Below are 17,277 nucleotides of genomic sequence, written 5' to 3'. Positions count from 1 at the left end.
CAAAATAGATTAAGACTCTTTCACCTCATCTTTACTTGTATTCTCACCTTCCGGCTTTTGCTTTTTTTCCGTTGTCGGCCATATTCCCTGATAGCTCAATTGCGTCCAGGCCCACTTTATCCATTTCATTAAGGCAAAAGCCAGCCACAAAGACCACAACAACATCGCCAGACGATATGCCCACATAGGTAAGGAAAACACCCAGGCGGTTGGCAACTGGTCCAGTGCGACATCTTGATACCACTGCAACGCATAAGCCGTGGAGTCATTGCCAACGATATGCATATTCGGGCTGGACAAGAGCCCATGAGGAACCGTCCCCAGTAATGCAATCAAAGCTAAAGCAGACAAACCAAACAAGCCGATCTGCATAAGCTTGTAGTACCCCGCCTCCGGCAGATGGGTTATGCCCCCTCTCTTGGTCAACAATAAAAGCCACACGACCACAATTAACGGCGCATAAACATTGGCTGTGCCCATACCAATACCAAGTAATACCCATTCATAGGTTTTTAACGGCATTCCCTGAACACGCCCCAGTCCCACGGCCACAGCAATAACCACAAACAGCACCCCCCAAAGCAATACAGCTGGCCCCATAGCCGGGCCACCCACAAGCAGCGGCCAGCGATCGCGAGGCAATTGGATTTTCAAGGTTGCGTTATGAATATGCTGCTCCAAGTGCAACAACGGCGTAGTCACCAATGTGGATATCCCCTCACTCGCCTGCCAACGCAACTGCACATTTTGCTGACCAGGTTGTATCGGGATCTTTATCTCGGTCTCCTGCTTCGGTAAAGGTTGTACACGACCATTCACTGTCAGCGACTGCAACGTTGCCCCTTCCGGCAAAGCAAAAGGCAGCTCTCCACCTTTACTGGATCTCACTGACAATGACACATCCGCCGTATTTGACCGTCGCCCAAGGTTGTATTGCGCTTCCATACTTTCGATAGTCAGCTGCTTGCCTTCCACCGCTTTAGGCTGGCTGACATGAATGGTAAGTTGCTCCCCAGGCCAGGGACGCCAAACGGGGCGCGCACCCTGTTCTTGCGTTAATACGGGAATACCGGAAAACTCCGTATGCCATTGACTGGAACTGGACAGCCGCCAAACCTCAACCCAACTGTCTCCCTCTGCGGCGGTTAACTGAAGTGTGTCCGTTTTACTCAGCAACGAACGCCATTGCACCACCTGCTGGTTCGGTGAAAAATTCACTTCCACCTGATTCTCCCGCACCGCCAATTCATTGATTGGCGATTCGCCGGCCATCATGGGTACACGGAGGTTGATCGCTCCATTCACCGGAGTTACACGGCGTACACGAGTCACCACATGCCAGTCCATATCCAACTGCAACTCTCGCTCGATCATCACAAAAACAGGCATAGGGTCAGGCAACATTTTTTCCCGCGCTTGTTCCACACTGGGGTTAACCCGTTGCATTAATAACGTGTTGCCTTTTAGTACGCCCTGTTCAAAACCGGTTACCTGCCAATGCGCAATTTCGGTGGCCAGGTTGTGAACATTCAAATGGAAACGTAGATTTAGTGAGTCAAGATGACGGACATCCCCAACAACATCGACAAGATGTCTCCCCTTGTCCAATTGAATTAACCAGATACCCTGTTCATTCTGCTGCAACTTGGCAGGTTTACCATTATCGGTAATATTTTTCGGCGACCAACTGCGGCCCTGCAAGGGCAGTGGCACAGCGATATCGGCCAACGCGTGATAATGTACACGGATAGCTAACTGATCGTTGTCAGCTTCAACTTTCGCTTTTTCTATACTCGCGCATTGCGGCAAACACTCTGCCGAGCGGGTTAGGCGCTGTTCAAGTGCGCTCAGAATTTCTGAGTCAATGGCCACTTCCGCATCTGCGGGTTGCGGTGTAAACATCGCAGGTATCATCAGCAAAGCCATTGGAAGTGCATTGGCCCGCGACAGCAATAACCACTTCGGTAAAGCAATACCGGGAAAGCTACGGGCAAACAGTAATACCGCAAACCCCATACAAAACAACACAGAGATCACGTGCCCTAACCGATTCAGAACCGGCGGCACCAATGTGAGCCCAACTGTTTCACCCGGCTTCACCGGGCCACTCCAATTCAAGTATGCCTCTCGCCAACGCCATTTGGGTACGCCGGGGCCAGTCTGAATGATCTGATTAGAGTCGTAACGTTTTTTCTCAATCGGCGCACTGGGTGCCCAGGATTTCATTTTGGACACAGGCATTCGAGAGGACACCAGCACTTCTTCCTCCGCCAGCATATCGGCTTCAACGGCTTGATTTAACGCATATTCCTCAACTAGAGTATTCGACGAATGACCATATGACCACATACTCTGATTCGGCTGCTCCAGCTGAACGTAAACAGCCTGACGCAAATAATCCACGGAAAACGGCACCAGCATAATGGCCAAAATAACAAAGCTGACCATTTGATACCGCTCTAACCAGGTTTTAAATTTGCCGGAAACAACAGGCAATAACGCCATTACAGCAATAATATTCAGCCAGATAAATAACGGCGCACCATAACGGTGGTAGGTAAATAAAAGCGTCACTAACGCCACTGCACCAAGTAACTTACTGCCGACTCGGCTGGCCGAAACAGTAATAATCAACAGTAGAAAAATATCCCATAAGGACCATTTGGAAATCCAGGAGTCACTGACGGAATCGGCTCCGGAAACATGGAACAGCGACCAACCGGGTGGTAAATGTAAAACGGTTCGCACCCTGTCAAAATCTTCCTGCCAACCGGTTGATGGCATCACCGATGTACGCTTCAGATTACTAATTACATCAGCCTGAATATCGGTCCTTCGTATTTCAAACCCTTGTAACCCCCCTTCCGCTATGCGAGAAATCATCTGTGGCTCACCATTTAAGGTTACTCTACCCAGCTCATATTCAGGTTCTGCATTAATACGCCAATGCCGGTGAACCTCGCCGGCAATTTCATCTTTTACCGTAAACTGCTTGCCATCAAAACCTAACCACATATCTTTGGTTAACGAAAGTTTATTTGCAGATGGTGATGTATTGCCTCGATACTGCTCTTCAACCTGTAATACGGTTTCTTTATCCAGAATGTATGCGGGCAAATTTTTCCACTGCTCCGGTAATTGAGTTCGCTGTGGATCGACAGTATCCGCACCGGAAATACGCACCATATGCAATTGAGGATTGGCCTGGAAAACCCATAATTCCTGCTCGGGCCAATTATCCGTCATAGCCTCAATAGAAAAGGTCTCCATTTTTTTCTGCGCTCGTGCACTCAAGGTCACTTCCCAGAACCCAGGCTTAACTTGAATACGCATACTGCCGTCTTTTTCGATACGCGCCGGCAGAGGGCTACTCAACTCCATGGGCTTGAACCCATCCAGCAAAGCCCGTCCCAATATAATTTCGCGCTCACCACCACTGACATTGAGATGAATGCGGGTTGTCTGCATCAAGGGAACGTCATCTTTTAAATGACGGTACACCTGTATATCCAACGCATCCTGCTCCTGAACTTTTTGCGTTTTCTGTTCTCGCCCCAACCACAGTTGATGTTGTTCATCGACAATCGGCGCATGAATGCTTTCACCATTGACTCTTACACTGAGTAACCCCGTTGCTGCGGGCAATGGTAATTTACGCGGCATACTCTGCCATTCAATCTCGCCTCGCACATGGTAAGTGCCAGCAGACACATATATTTGTGGTTTCTCATTTACTTCACGAACATTAACCGGCTTGTCATTCAGCATCACCTTTTGAGGCCAATACCGGTTACTGCCAGGCAAGTTAATCCAGCCTTCCTGAAAAGCACTAACCTCAAGTTCAAACCGTGCAGAATGGGCTTTTACATCGAAAGCCAAACTGGATGGCCATACACAAGAGTAATTCGCTTCGTTATAGAGAAACGGACAACGTATTTGCCCGTGGTCTTGCAACACCCACTCTTTCCAAGGCTGCAGCTCTGGCGGGATATACACCTCTTTAGAAAAAGCCGCAGGGGAAAACAACATCACTCCCACGAAGTAAATAACAATGGGAAATTTGGCAATGTGGCTCAACATAAGCGCTTCCTTGGAACATTTTTTTCACTGATCCAGCTATTAAAGAGCAAAGCCCCGTTTCTGTCCAACATCGCACACTCTTTTTGCGAATGATGTATACAACGCCGGAGCGAGTAAAAAACATCCAAAAGCAATATAGCCAGATAAAAACAAAGTAAAAAACGCATCACTATGATGTTAAGCTTGCACACAAATTAAGCGTACCCAAAGGGTTCGATAAAATAGCAGCGAAAAATAATCATGCTTTCCATTTCAACAGAACACACCGTTATCCAACGCACAACCCTATTTCTAAGTCTGACTCTAATCACGCTGGGAAGCATATTGTGTTTTTTGGGGCAGCTACCCTATGCAGTATTAATCGCATCCGGCTTGTTATTTATCTGCTGCTATTTCTACACCATAACAAAAGGCGGATTACATTATTTATTATGGGGTAGCGTTATTATCCTAAGTGTTGGTATTGGTTTATACCGGCCAGAAAGCTTTCAATACCCTCTGCTATTTTCAGTCGATTCCTTACATCATAATGGCAAGCCTTTCTCGCTTGATCTTAACTGGGCGAAGGCCGTTGCTGGCTACGGATTATTGATATGGTTTTATACCAGACAAAAAAGTCTTTCCTTACCGAAGATAAACCCCATACATAGTACAGGCATGGTTATCCTCGGTGTAACAGTCACGCTTATTGCAGCTATTTACCTTCTTAATCTGGAATATCAAATCAAACAGCCGCAATACATCTGGTATTTTTTATTACACAACTTTTTTATTACCTGCGTGGTTGAAGAAGTATTTTTCCGTTTAGTCATACAGCAAAAGCTGGAAACTATCGCCAACAAACAATTTAAAATGCAAATTACCATTGCCAAACTACTTGCACTCTCCTTAACCACTCTGCTTTTTGTTCTTGTGCATCAACTGAACTCGCTGAAGCTTATTGTGGTTTATGCGCTTGCTAGCCTGTGTTACGGCTTGGTATTCACATTCTCTCGACGCCTACATTTAAGCATTGCCATGCATTTTCTGGTCAATGCTTTCCATTTCAGCCTGTTAACTTACCCGCTATAACCCCTGGGAAATCAAGTACTTAGATAACCAAAACCACAAATTGCTAAATTTGTAGCAATTAAGGGTTGCTTTATCGTTTTTCATCTGCTAATTTTTTAGCATGTGCTACATATTTAGCATCACAACAAAAACGACGTATCACGTCGAACTTTAGAGAAGAAATAATGCCACCAGAAGAATACGCTCAATTAAGCCGCAGGGAACGCCAGATAATGGACGCCCTATATGAAATGGGCGAAGCATCAGCGCAACAAGTGTTGGAGAATATGCCAGAGCCTCCGAGCTATTCCGCAGTACGAGCATTAATTGCCCGACTGGTGGACAAACAGGTTGTTGCTTTCAAGCGTGATGGAAATAAGCATATTTATTTTCCTATACAGAAAAAGACCAATGCATCCAATACCGCCATTGACCGTCTAATTAAAACTTTTTTCAAAGGCTCAAAAATTAATGCCGTCAATGCCCTACTGAACTCAAAAGGCAGCGAACTTACTTGGCGAGAAATCGAAGAGCTGGAAAGAACCATCGCCAAAGTAAAAGAAAAGCAAAACAACAAAGGTAAGTAATTGTGGTAACGATTGACCTAATAAACACGTTCTTGGCACTATGGGTAAAACCTTTTATTGTGCTATCCGTTTTTTATTGGTTTGTTAAGAACTCGTTTCGCAAATCTGCTAGTTCCAGCTATTCATTTTTGCTTTTGGGAATAATTACCTGCCTGATCGTTTTGTTATTTGGCCAAACATTACAACCTATTTATTTTAACTTTTTGCCTCAATTTCTGATTCCCGGTTTAAATTCGACTATTTTTGACGCAACATTAAGTTTTTTTAGCGGTCCGAATATTGTGACATACACGATATTAGCGGTGTATATTTTTGTTTGCCTGGCTCACTTGTTTAACATCTGGCACGACTGGCGTGTTATCGAGCGACTTATTTCACAAAGTGATGCACCAATTAACAATCACGTATTTCCAATACTCGACGAGCTGAAGGAAAAACTGGGCATTAAACGCAAGGTCGTGATCTGGGTTAGCCACGACGTGGCCTCACCTCTGACCTGTGGTTTTTTTACACCCAAAATTCTGCTTCCATACCAATACATTACCTGGAATTCAGAAAGATTAACCCGAGTACTAACCCACGAACTTGCCCATATTAAAAGACATGACTGGGCGCATAAAATACTCGTCAAAATAGCCTGCGCCTTACTCTGGTTTGTACGCCCGATCTGGACAGTGGCAGCAAAGCTAAACTGGTATGCTGAAATTGCATCAGATGATTTAGTCATCAAAACTCACAACTGCAATGCCGAGTATGCAGAAGACCTGCTCGAACTCTCTGCCGACCACTCACACGGCGATTACGCTCTGGGATTTATTCGAAACTCCGAATTATACGAAAGAATTCTATTTGTACTGGACATTGATAAGAACCGGAAAGATATTTCCCAAACACGAAAAATTAATGCGCTGCTGGGTTTTATTGTTATTGCGTTTTTTGTCTCAAAAATCCATGCCACAGCGATACCAACATACTCCGAAATGGATGCCAAACAACATGATCTCATCGTTTATGAAATTGAAGATCAAGGAAACCCGGAAGATAAGAGATCTGCGCCCACGTTCAAAAATATCCATGAACTGAGAAAAGCGATAGAACTACAAAAAGACAGCCCTCTGCCTTCGGAAGAGCATTTAATTAGCCTGTATGAAATTCCAGAAGTACCACAATACAGCGTAGGGCTCGCCCCTAAGGAGCTTCCGCTAGCAGAAGACTTTATAGAATCTCCCTCTGTTTATATCCGAGGGTATTTACCCCGCTCGATCGTAACGCCGAAATACCCATCGAAAGCGTTAAAAGAAAATATTGAAGGCCGGGTTATCGTCCAGTTTGATGTTTCAAGTACAGGAAAGGTTATTAACCCACGCATAGTCAGTGCAGAACCAAAGGAGCATTTTGATAAAGCAGTGTTAAGTGCAATCAAGCGTTTTCGCTTCTCGCCCTTAACCATAAACGATACACCAATAATAACGAAGAATGTGACGGAAACGTTTGTTTTCACACTATCAGGCACAACGGAACCTAAAAAAACAACGACAAAACCAAAAGCGACCAAACTCGCATTAAAGCAAACTCATTAACGTGAGATTGTCTCAGGAGGCTGTTATGCATTATTCATTGTCACATCATCAAAACCCCATTCCAAAATGGCTAGCGCTAGCGCCTATTGGTGCTTTGGTTACACTACTAATGTTTGTCTTTATGACAAAACTCATTGCCTACTCCTTTATTGAACCCGTGGATGTTGTACCACCAAAGTTTCCATCAATTATTTTTGAAAACAAACCGTTAACACCACTTCGACCAAAACCGATTGAAAAACCAACAGACATTGAACCACCACCTGAAGTGCCACCACAAGCACAGGTTGACAATAAATATACAGGCCCAGGAATTACGTTTAAAAAGTATGTGCCACCCAAAAACACAGACCCAAGTATTTTCGGTGACGCCTTCCTACCTGTTCCCCAAGTTCGAGTGGCAGCAAGATATCCGATAACAGCGTTAAATAGAGGAATTGAAGGATTTGTCGATGTGAAATTTGATATTACATCAATAGGTTCAACGGAAAACATTGAAGTGCTCTACGCCGAACCTGAAGGAATATTCGAAAACGCCGCGATTAACGCTGTAAAACGCTGGAAATATCAGCCCACAACCAGCAATGGCAAGGCCACTCGTTTTAATGGTCTTACCCAGCGAATACGTTTCGAATTACAAAAATAACGAGTTCTAGTTGTGCCTTTCGCCACTTCGGTGGCGTTTTTTTTATTTTCGTTTTCTTCATACATAAATACGATTTCAACAAATGTGTACGAAGTGTATAGAAAGCAATGTTTTCCTACATCAACACTATTTTTAGGTATCCCCCAATAAAAAACCGCCTTTATGGCGGTTTTTTATTTATACAAAGCGTTGCGACTTACTAGTCTTTCAGTTGTTCAAGCTCTGTCGTATTTTTACTTTCCTCTTCTTTACTATTAGAAGCAAATTTATCAGCCAGCCTGAACACGACCACAAAGAACACTGGGACAAAGAAGATCGCCAGTACCGTTGCAGAAAAAATACCACCAAACACGCCGGTACCAATGGCATTTTGACTACCCGAACCCGCTCCAGTACTTATCACCAGCGGCGTTACACCAAGCATAAATGCCATGGATGTCATAATGATGGGACGCAACCGCATACGCACCGATTCCATAGTCGCGCTGATTAAATCCTTACCCTGCTCGTGCAATGTTTTGGCGAACTCAACGATCAAAATCGCATTTTTCGAGGACAAACCAATAGTGGTTAACAGGCCAACCTGGAAATAGACATCGTTGGAAAGCTCTCTGAACATGGCAAAAAGCACAGCGCCAATAATACCGAGGGGAACAACCAAAATAACGGCAAAAGGTACAGACCAGCTTTCATACAGCGCAGCCAAACACAGGAACACGACAATAATCGAGAGCGCATACAACATCGGTGCCTGATCGCCGGAGGCTTTTTCCTGTAATGACATTCCAGTCCATTCCAACCCGATCCCCGGCGGTAATTTGGCAACGAGCTCCTCCATTATTTGCATAGACTCCCCCGAGCTTACACCCGGAGCACCCTGCCCTTGAATACTTACGGAAGGCGTACCGTTATAGCGATCCAATCTTGGAGAACCATACACCCAACGACCATCCGTAAAGGCGGAGAAAGGCACCATCTCACCTTTATTGTTACGCACGTACCAGTCACCAACGTCTTCCGGCATCATCCTGAATTGCGCATCACCCTGGACATAAACACGCTTGATACGTCCACGATCAGTAAAATCGTTCACATAGGTTCCGGCCCATGCTGTAGAAAACACATCGTTTAGGTCCTGCAGACTGACGCCAAGTGCCGCCGCTTTTTCCTTATCCACATCCAGCTTAAATTGCGGGCTATCCTCCAAACCATTAGGTCTCACGCCTACCAGACGGGGATCACTTGCCGCCATACCAAGAAGCTGGTTACGCGCGTCGATTAACGCATCGTGCCCCATTCCCCCCAAGTCTTTCAATTGCATATCAAAACCTGAAGCGGTACCCAAAGAAGGAATAGATGGCGGCGTAAAGGCAAACACTAACGCTTCTTTTATTTGCGAGAAGTAGCCCATTGAACGGCCAGCAATGACCTGAGAGCGTTGATCTTCACGCTTACGCTCATCCCAATGTTTCAGGTTAATAAAGATAAGACCATTATTTTGCGCTACACCACTAAAGCTCCAGCCTATTACCGAGAAAACAGACTTAACATTCTCTTTTTCCTGCTTGAGGTAGTAGTCCTCGATTTGATTCATCACTTCAACCGAACGGTGCTGGGTTGCACCCACAGGCAAAGTCATTTGCGTAAAAATAATACCCTGGTCTTCTTCCGGTAAAAAAGAACCAGGAAGACGATTAAATAGAACACCGAGCAATACAACGATAAGCCCGTAAATCAGCATATAACGACCGGTTTTACCAATCATTTTCTCGACACTGAACTGATATTTATTTACTGCACGGTCAAAGTTACGGTTAAACCAACCAAAGAAACCCGTCTTTTCGGAATGATCCTGATCCGGCTTTTTCAGTAGCGTTGCACAAAGTGCCGGACTCAAAGTCAGTGCCACCAATACGGACAAGGCCATTGCCGATACAACCGTAATCGAGAACTGCTTATAAATAATCCCGGTAGAACCACCAAAGAAAGCCATAGGAACAAATACTGCGGATAACACCAGAGCAATCCCCACCAGAGCTCCTGTAATCTGCTTCATGGATTTTTTGGTTGCTTCCCGTGGCGATAAACCTTCGTCGTGCATAATCCGCTCGACGTTTTCCACTACCACAATGGCATCATCCACCAGCAAGCCAATGGCGAGCACCATACCAAACATGGTGAGTGTGTTAATCGAGAAACCAAAGGCATATAAAATGGCGAATGTACCTAATAACACAATCGGAACGGCAATGGTGGGAATCAGTGTGGCCCGGAAATTCTGCAAAAACAGGTACATCACCAAAAATACCAGGATCACTGCTTCTACCAGCGTCTGTACTACACCCTCAATAGAAAGCTTAATAAACGGTGTGGTGTCATAAGGGTAAACAACCTCCAAACCTTCCGGAAAGAAAGGACGTAAATCCTCAATACGGTCCCGGATAGCCTGGGCAGTATTCATTGCATTTGCACCAGCAGCCAGAGTAATTCCCAACCCTGTTGCAGGTTGCTGATTGAACTCAGTTTCAAATTGATAGCTTTCCCCACCGATTTCGACACGGGCAACATCGCCCAGGCGTACCTGAGCCCCATCAGGGTCTACCCGAAGTAAAATATTCTGGAACTCTTCAGGTGTTTCCAGGCGGGTTTGAACAACAATACTGGCGTTTATGTCTTGCCCCGGCAGAACCGGTGTGCCACCAATTTCCCCCGCAGCAATCTGCGAGTTTTGCGCACGAATCGCATAAACAACATCATTGGTTGTCAGGGAATAATTCGCCAACTTGTCGGCATCTAACCAAACACGCATCGCATATTGCGAACCAAATAAGGTAATCTGCCCAACACCGTTAACACGGCTAAGTGGTTCCCGAACATTGGACGCAATAAAGTCTGCAAGGTCAAACTTATCCATACTGCCATCGCCAGATACAAACCCCAGCACCATTAAGAAGCCAGCGGAAGATTTGTTCACCGTCACACCGCGCTGTTGCACTTCTTGTGGCAGTAGTGGCATAGCAGACTGGAGTTTGTTTTGTACCTGTACCTGAGCAATATCCGGGTCTGTACCCGCAGTGAAGGTCAAGGTAACACTACCGCCATCACTGGAATAACTGTTGGACCCCATGTACATCACATTATCGATGCCCGTTAGGCTCTGCTCGATAACCTGAACCACAGACTCTTCAATGGTTTTGGCTGAAGCGCCAGGATAGGAAGCGAAAATCGTTACCGATGGTGGAGCAACCTCTGGATATTGGGCTACAGGCAACTGCCTAATTGCCAACACCCCGGCCATCATAATAATGATTGAAATAACCCAGGCGAAAACCGGGCGATTAATAAAAAAACCGGCCATGATGAATTATTCCTTATTAGCAATCTGCGCTTGAGTTTGCTCAACCGCCTTCACCAGCGCCCCGGGAGACACTTTTTGCAGACCAGCCACCACAACCGTGTCACCACTGGATAAACCTTGTTCAACTAACCAGTCCTGCCCAATAGTACGGGACACGGTGATTGAACGAATCTGAGCTTTGCTTTCTGAATCAACCACCAATACGGAAGCCTTACCGGATTTATCCCGTGTAACAGCTCTTTGTGGCACCAATACAGCATTGTCCAGCATACCCTCTTCGACTTCTGCCCGAACGAAAGTACCGGGAAGTAATAGGTAATCGGGGTTGGGGAACAGCGCCCGTAACACCACAGTGCCAGTCGACTCGCTCACGCTCATATCGGAAAACTGCAGTGTTCCCTGATGTTCATAGACACTGCCGTCTTCCAGTATCAAATTCACTTTGGCACTTTCCTGCGCCGCAAGTGTGCCGTTAAGCAATTTCTTTCTCAGGCCTAAAACATTTTTTGCTGACTGGGCAACGTCCACAAAGATAGGGTCAAGTTGATGAATAGTCGCCAATGGCGCAGCCTGTTCAGCAGAAACCAGTGCACCCTCAGTGAAATCAGACTTACCAATTTGACCATCGATAGGCGCATGCAGACGTGTATAGCGCAGATTGATTTCCGCCGTGTTCACAGCGGCCTTTGCCACAGCCACTTCCGCTTTCGATAACTGCATGGAAGTATTGGCATCATCATAATCCTGCTGGCTCACCGCTTTGCGCTTAAGCAACCCTTTAAAGCGTGCTTCTTTCGACACCGCCAATTCCAGGTTGGCATTGGCTTTCGCAAACTGAGCTTTCGCATTACGTAAATTTGCTTCGTAGCGGGAATCGTCAATTTGATAAAGTTCCTGCCCTTGTTTAACTCGGGCACCTTCGGTAAATAAACGCTTTTTAATAATCCCACCAACCTGAGGGCGTAACTCAGCCTTGCGATATGCAACTGCGCGCCCAGGTAACTCCGTCGTCAGCATTTGAGGTTTCGCTTGTATAGTGACAACGGAAACTTCAACTGCCGGTGCAGCTTGAGCCTGAGTATTGGATTCTTCTTTGGGACCACATGACGACAAAATAAATGGCAAGAAAAGAATACATATCTTGATAGTCAGTCGATCGGAAAAACGTAACATCCTTTAAGACCTCAAAAAAAAAGTCCCCGAAGCAAGCAACTTCAGCGACCAATATGGAATAGAGAAAGTGCTATTTTATTGCCGAGTCAGTGAAAGCAGCGTAAATACTAACGCGCCATCCACCCACATATTTAACGGAAAGAAAATATTATTAAATTATATCGATCAAGTAACCGTTAGTACTTGACTAAAGCACGACAACTGTGAACAAAGAGAATCAAAAAACGACGATTTGAAACATGAATACAACCATATCAACCCCAATTATGTTTGCCTTATATATTAGCAAAAATAGATGTTTAATCTTATTGTAATCAGTTGCATTATTGTTATAACAAGTTCACATGCCAGCAACCAAATAGAAAACGACTCCTGGCCTTGCTTTGTCGGAAAATTGTAACAATTTCTGTAAAAGCCCGATAGGTTATCGTCGCCTGAAAGCTGATAGTAAAAACGAAACCAGTTTAATATTTAAAAATATTCTGTCAGTAAGTTCCCAATTTTTGACACACAAAAAAACCGCACATCTATCAACGTATAAATAACTCACACACCGACAAATTCCGTAAAAAAAACAATGTATTCGCACACATACCAGCCAAAAACCGAGTAAATGGATTGGCATGACAACAGATAAATATAACCATCACGCTAAAATACCTCTTCCCCCTCCAAAAGAAATCCAGTAGTATCCGCTCCAGCTCTCGGGGTGCCTTTAGGCTGAGATGTAGTTTTACAAACCCGCAGAACCTGATCCGACTAGCATCGGCGTAGGAAAGAGCTGAAACCTTACCGGCCTAAGCCTCGCTTATCCCTTTCTGGTTCAAGGTTTTTCCTACGCAAAAAAATAAGGTAGGAATAACAGTGAAACAGACACCACCGCAGTCATCATCAAACAGCACCATTACAACCGTCCCATTAAGCGGCAGCGAAAAGATTTACGTCACATCGTCAAATACACCGGATGTTCGTGTGCCAATGAGAAAAATTCACTTAACTGACGGTTCTCATTTCACTTTATACGACACATCAGGCCCATACACAGATAAACAGTACGATATAAACCTATACCAAGGTTTAACCCCATTACGGAAAAACTGGATTGAGCAACGCAATGATTGTCAAACACAATCACTTACGTATAAACCATCCCATAATGTCGCTGAAATATCGCCGGAGCAAAGTCAGTGGCTAAACAACACAGGTTTACAACGAACGCCGCAGAAAGCGAAAACAGGAAAAAATGTTTCTCAACTGCATTACGCCCGAAACGGCATCATCACCAAAGAAATGGAATTCATTGCCTTACGGGAAAATCAGAAACGACAAGAACTTATACAAAATACGCAAGAACGTGCTCAGCGATTAAAAGGAAACCCCTTCGGTGCCAACTTAAAATTCATTACACCGGAATTTGTACGTAAAGAAGTCGCCGAAGGTCGAGCAATTATTCCCGCCAACATTAACCACCCAGAAGTTGAACCGATGATTATCGGCCGAAATTTTCTGGTAAAAATTAATGCCAATATTGGTAACTCTGCGCTGTCCTCTTCCATCGAAGAAGAAGTGGAAAAACTCGTATGGGCGATACGCTGGGGTGCCGACACCGTAATGGATTTATCCACCGGTAAATACATTCATGAAACACGGGATTATATTATTCGAAACTCCCCCGTCCCTATTGGCACCGTCCCAATTTATCAAGCGTTGGAAAAAGTGAATGGCATTGCCGAAGATTTAAACTGGGATGTATTCAAAGCCACACTGATCGAACAAGCTGAACAAGGTGTCGATTATTTTACAATTCATGCCGGGTTACTGCTTTCTCATATTCCGCTCACCACCGAACGGGTAACCGGAATTGTTTCCCGTGGCGGCGCCATTATGGCCAAGTGGTGCATCTCCCACCATCAGGAAAATTTTCTATACACCCATTTTGAAGACATTTGTGAAATCGCCAAGGCATACGATATCAGCCTTTCTCTGGGTGATGGATTGCGACCTGGCTCGATTGCTGACGCGAACGACCAAGCCCAATTTGCCGAATTAAAAACCTTAGGCGAATTAACCAAAATTGCCTGGCAGCACGATGTGCAAGTCATGATTGAAGGCCCCGGCCATGTGCCCATGCATATGGTTAAAGAAAACATGGACAAGCAACTTGAATACTGCCACGAAGCACCTTTTTATACTTTGGGGCCACTTACGACAGATATTGCACCGGGCTACGATCACATTACCAGCGGCATTGGCGCTGCCATGATTGGTTGGTACGGTTGTGCCATGCTGTGTTACGTCACCCCCAAAGAACACCTTGGCCTGCCGAATAAAGACGACGTAAAAAGCGGAATTATCGCTTACAAAATTGCTGCCCACGCTGCAGACATTGCCAAAGGCCACCCGGCCGCAAGGGCAAGGGATGATGCATTATCCAAAGCCCGTTTTGAATTCCGCTGGGAAGACCAGTTTAATCTGGGACTTGACCCAGATACCGCACGGGAATACCACGACGAAACCCTACCCAAGGACTCGGCAAAAGTTGCCCATTTTTGCTCCATGTGTGGTCCGAAATTCTGTTCGATGAAAATCACTCAAGAAACCCGTGAATTCGCCCAAAGCATAGAAGCTGGCATGCAACAAAAATCTGCCGAATTTAAACAGTTAGGTTCTGAGCTCTATGTGGCGGAGGAAAATTAAATGAATATTGCCATTGTTGGCGCTGGCCTAATGGGGCGAACCCTGGCCTGGCAGCTGTTACAAGACACACAAAATACCAATCAAAAGATGACGCTCACTCTCTTCGATAAAGACCCAATCGAAAAAGGTGGCGCAGCAGCGTACACCGCTGCCGGCATGATCGCGCCCTACAGTGAAGTGGAAAAAGGTGATCCAGAAGTCTTTGAGATGGGTGTTCGTTCCCGCAACATGTGGCCGCAATTCGTTGCCTCGTTAAATGAAGATGTGGACTTCTCTCAATACGGCACGCTGGTCATTGCGCATAAGAATGACCGCCCGGATTTTCAACGCTACAGCCACCAACTTTTCAAAAAACTGGGGGACAAAGCTGAAGGTCGAATTGCATATTTAACCGAGGACGAACTAAAAGCACATAGCCCAGAGTTGGTTCCGCAATTTAAAGAAGCGCTCTTTTTAAAAGAAGAAGCGTTTGTCGACCCGGAAAAATTTATGGCGGCGCTCGCCAAGCGGTTAACGCAAGCGGGAACCACCTGGCATACAGAAACTGAAGTGCAATCGATCTCAACCATCGAAGAAAATGGCATAAGCCGATCCGCAGTAACCTCTAAATCCGGTACTCAACTATTTGATTGGGTAATCGACTGTCGGGGAATGGGGGCAAAAGCAGATATCCATGACTTACGCGGCGTTCGCGGCGAAATTATTACCGTACACGCGCCAGAAGTTCAGTTAAGCCATCAAGTTCGATTAACCCATCCTCGTTACTGTATTTATATTGTGCCGAGAAAAAATAATCGATTTGTTATCGGCGCCACTCAGATTGAAACTGAAGACGATAGTCCCATTAGCCTTCGTTCAACATTAGAGCTTCTCTCCGCCGCCTACAGTGTGCATTCCGGGTTTGCTGAAGCCCGCATACTGACAACAGAAACCAACTGTCGCCCCGCATTGAAAGACAACGTGCCGAGAATTCAGGTTGAAAACAAAACTATGCGTATTAATGGTTTATTTCGGCATGGATATTTAACCGCACCCTATTTTGCCCAACAAGCCAGTCATATGATTTTGACGAACAACGGCGCGAGTGTCACTCAACACTCGACTGAAACAGTGAGCGAAACATGAAAAATATCCATTTAAATGGCAACGCCACACAAACCTCGGCACAGACTCTGGCGGATTTATTGTCTGAAATAAATATGAACGACGAGTCATTTGCTATTGCCATTAATCAACAGTTTATTCCGAAAGAAAACTACGCCAACAAAATAATCGATCATGGCGATACGATTGAAGTCTTATCACCTATGCAAGGCGGTTAAATATGACCTGGAAAATTGCTGACACACAACTACAGAGCCGCTTTATTATCGGCTCTTCGTTATATCCCTCTCCGCAAGTAATGCAGAAGGCAATACAAAGCTCTGGTGCTGAAATTGTTACCGTCTCACTACGCCGACAAGCTATGGAGGCAACCAATAAAAATATTTTTTGGCAGCATCTACAAGAATTGAATGTCAAACTTCTGCCCAACACCGCCGGTTGCTATTCAGTAAAAGAAGCCGTAACCACAGCACAAATGGCCAGAGAAGTATTTGGCACCCACTGGATTAAACTGGAAGTACTTGGCGATGAATACAATCTTCAACCTCACCCCATTAAACTACTGGAAGCAACAAAAGAATTAATTGCCCAAGGCTTTGAAATATTTCCGTACACCACTGACGACCTGGTTATTGCAGAACAACTTGTTGAATCCGGTTGCAATATTCTTATGCCCTGGGCGGCACCGATAGGTACGGGGAAAGGAATTATTAACCCTTATGCCCTCAATGTACTTCGTCAACGACTCCCGGATACTGTATTAATTGTTGATGCTGGTATAGGTGCGCCCTCCCATGCGGCACAAGCAATGGAAATGGGCTATGACGGAGCCTTGTTAAACACTGCAGTGGCAGAAGCCATAGATCCGGTTGGCATGGCAAAAGCATTTAAGCTGGCAATTGAAGCAGGCAGATGCGCCTATGATGCTGGTTTAATTCAACAACGGGAAATGGCCAAACCCTCCACCCCGGAAATCGGCAAACCGTTTTGGCACCAGTAGAA

At 45.3% G+C, this 17,277-nt stretch carries 11 protein-coding genes and 1 riboswitch; of the genes, 8 read left to right on the top strand and 3 right to left on the bottom strand.

Annotated features, from left to right (window positions below; all coding sequences use genetic code 11):
• Window positions 1-9: 9 nt before the first annotated feature.
• The gene (locus P5V12_RS07590) at window positions 10-4,080 is read right to left on the bottom strand and encodes a hypothetical protein (RefSeq protein ID WP_316956749.1); all 4,071 of its coding nucleotides are present in this window, start codon (window positions 4,078-4,080) and stop codon (window positions 10-12) included.
• Between the two features lie 240 nt (window positions 4,081-4,320).
• Between P5V12_RS07590 and P5V12_RS07585 the strand changes: the two genes are divergently transcribed.
• The 4 genes from P5V12_RS07585 (at window position 4,321) to P5V12_RS07570 (ending at window position 7,943) form a co-directional block, all read left to right on the top strand.
• The gene (locus P5V12_RS07585) at window positions 4,321-5,151 is read left to right on the top strand and encodes a CPBP family intramembrane glutamic endopeptidase (protein ID WP_316956748.1); all 831 of its coding nucleotides are present in this window, start codon (window positions 4,321-4,323) and stop codon (window positions 5,149-5,151) included.
• Between the two features lie 164 nt (window positions 5,152-5,315).
• Entirely contained in the window at window positions 5,316-5,717 is a 402-nt protein-coding gene (locus P5V12_RS07580; protein WP_316956747.1) for a BlaI/MecI/CopY family transcriptional regulator, read from the top strand.
• A 281-nt stretch (window positions 5,718-5,998) separates the two neighbouring features.
• A complete protein-coding gene (locus P5V12_RS07575; RefSeq protein ID WP_410483325.1) occupies window positions 5,999-7,297 on the top strand; it encodes a TonB family protein in 1,299 nt (432 codons plus the stop codon).
• 25 nt (window positions 7,298-7,322) lie between these two features.
• Complete coding sequence (locus tag P5V12_RS07570) at window positions 7,323-7,943, top strand: TonB family protein (RefSeq protein ID WP_316956745.1); 621 nt, start codon at window positions 7,323-7,325, stop codon at window positions 7,941-7,943.
• Between the two features lie 199 nt (window positions 7,944-8,142).
• On the opposite strand, the gene P5V12_RS07565 is transcribed toward P5V12_RS07570, so the two are convergent.
• Window positions 8,143-11,301: an efflux RND transporter permease subunit gene (locus P5V12_RS07565; RefSeq protein ID WP_316956744.1), complete on the bottom strand. Its 3,159-nt coding sequence runs from the start codon at window positions 11,299-11,301 to the stop codon at window positions 8,143-8,145.
• Between the two features lie 6 nt (window positions 11,302-11,307).
• Window positions 11,308-12,474: an efflux RND transporter periplasmic adaptor subunit gene (locus tag P5V12_RS07560; RefSeq protein ID WP_316956743.1), complete on the bottom strand. Its 1,167-nt coding sequence runs from the start codon at window positions 12,472-12,474 to the stop codon at window positions 11,308-11,310.
• Window positions 12,475-13,169: 695 nt separating this feature from the next.
• Window positions 13,170-13,268: riboswitch (TPP riboswitch) on the top strand.
• A gap of 64 nt (window positions 13,269-13,332) precedes the next feature.
• Between P5V12_RS07560 and thiC the strand changes: the two genes are divergently transcribed.
• From thiC to P5V12_RS07540, 4 genes are read left to right on the top strand one after another with little or no spacing between them, the layout of a single operon-like run.
• Window positions 13,333-15,171, top strand: a complete 1,839-nt coding sequence (gene thiC / locus P5V12_RS07555; RefSeq protein WP_410483335.1) for a phosphomethylpyrimidine synthase ThiC — start codon at window positions 13,333-13,335, stop codon at window positions 15,169-15,171.
• Window positions 15,172-16,296, top strand: a complete 1,125-nt coding sequence (thiO, locus tag P5V12_RS07550) for a glycine oxidase ThiO (RefSeq protein ID WP_316956742.1) — start codon at window positions 15,172-15,174, stop codon at window positions 16,294-16,296.
• Complete coding sequence (gene thiS / locus P5V12_RS07545; RefSeq protein WP_316956741.1) at window positions 16,293-16,493, top strand: sulfur carrier protein ThiS; 201 nt, start codon at window positions 16,293-16,295, stop codon at window positions 16,491-16,493. The genes thiO and thiS overlap by 4 nt, the downstream gene beginning before the upstream one ends.
• 2 nt (window positions 16,494-16,495) lie before the next feature.
• Complete coding sequence (locus P5V12_RS07540) at window positions 16,496-17,275, top strand: thiazole synthase (protein ID WP_316956740.1); 780 nt, start codon at window positions 16,496-16,498, stop codon at window positions 17,273-17,275.
• The last annotated feature ends 2 nt before the right edge of the window (window positions 17,276-17,277 follow it).

Origin of the sequence: Teredinibacter sp. KSP-S5-2 (assembly GCF_032773895.1) — a bacterium.
Lineage (GTDB): Bacteria > Pseudomonadota > Gammaproteobacteria > Pseudomonadales > Cellvibrionaceae.
Note: the sequence above shows the minus strand (reverse complement) of the source record. Positions and strands in the feature narration are given on the sequence as shown.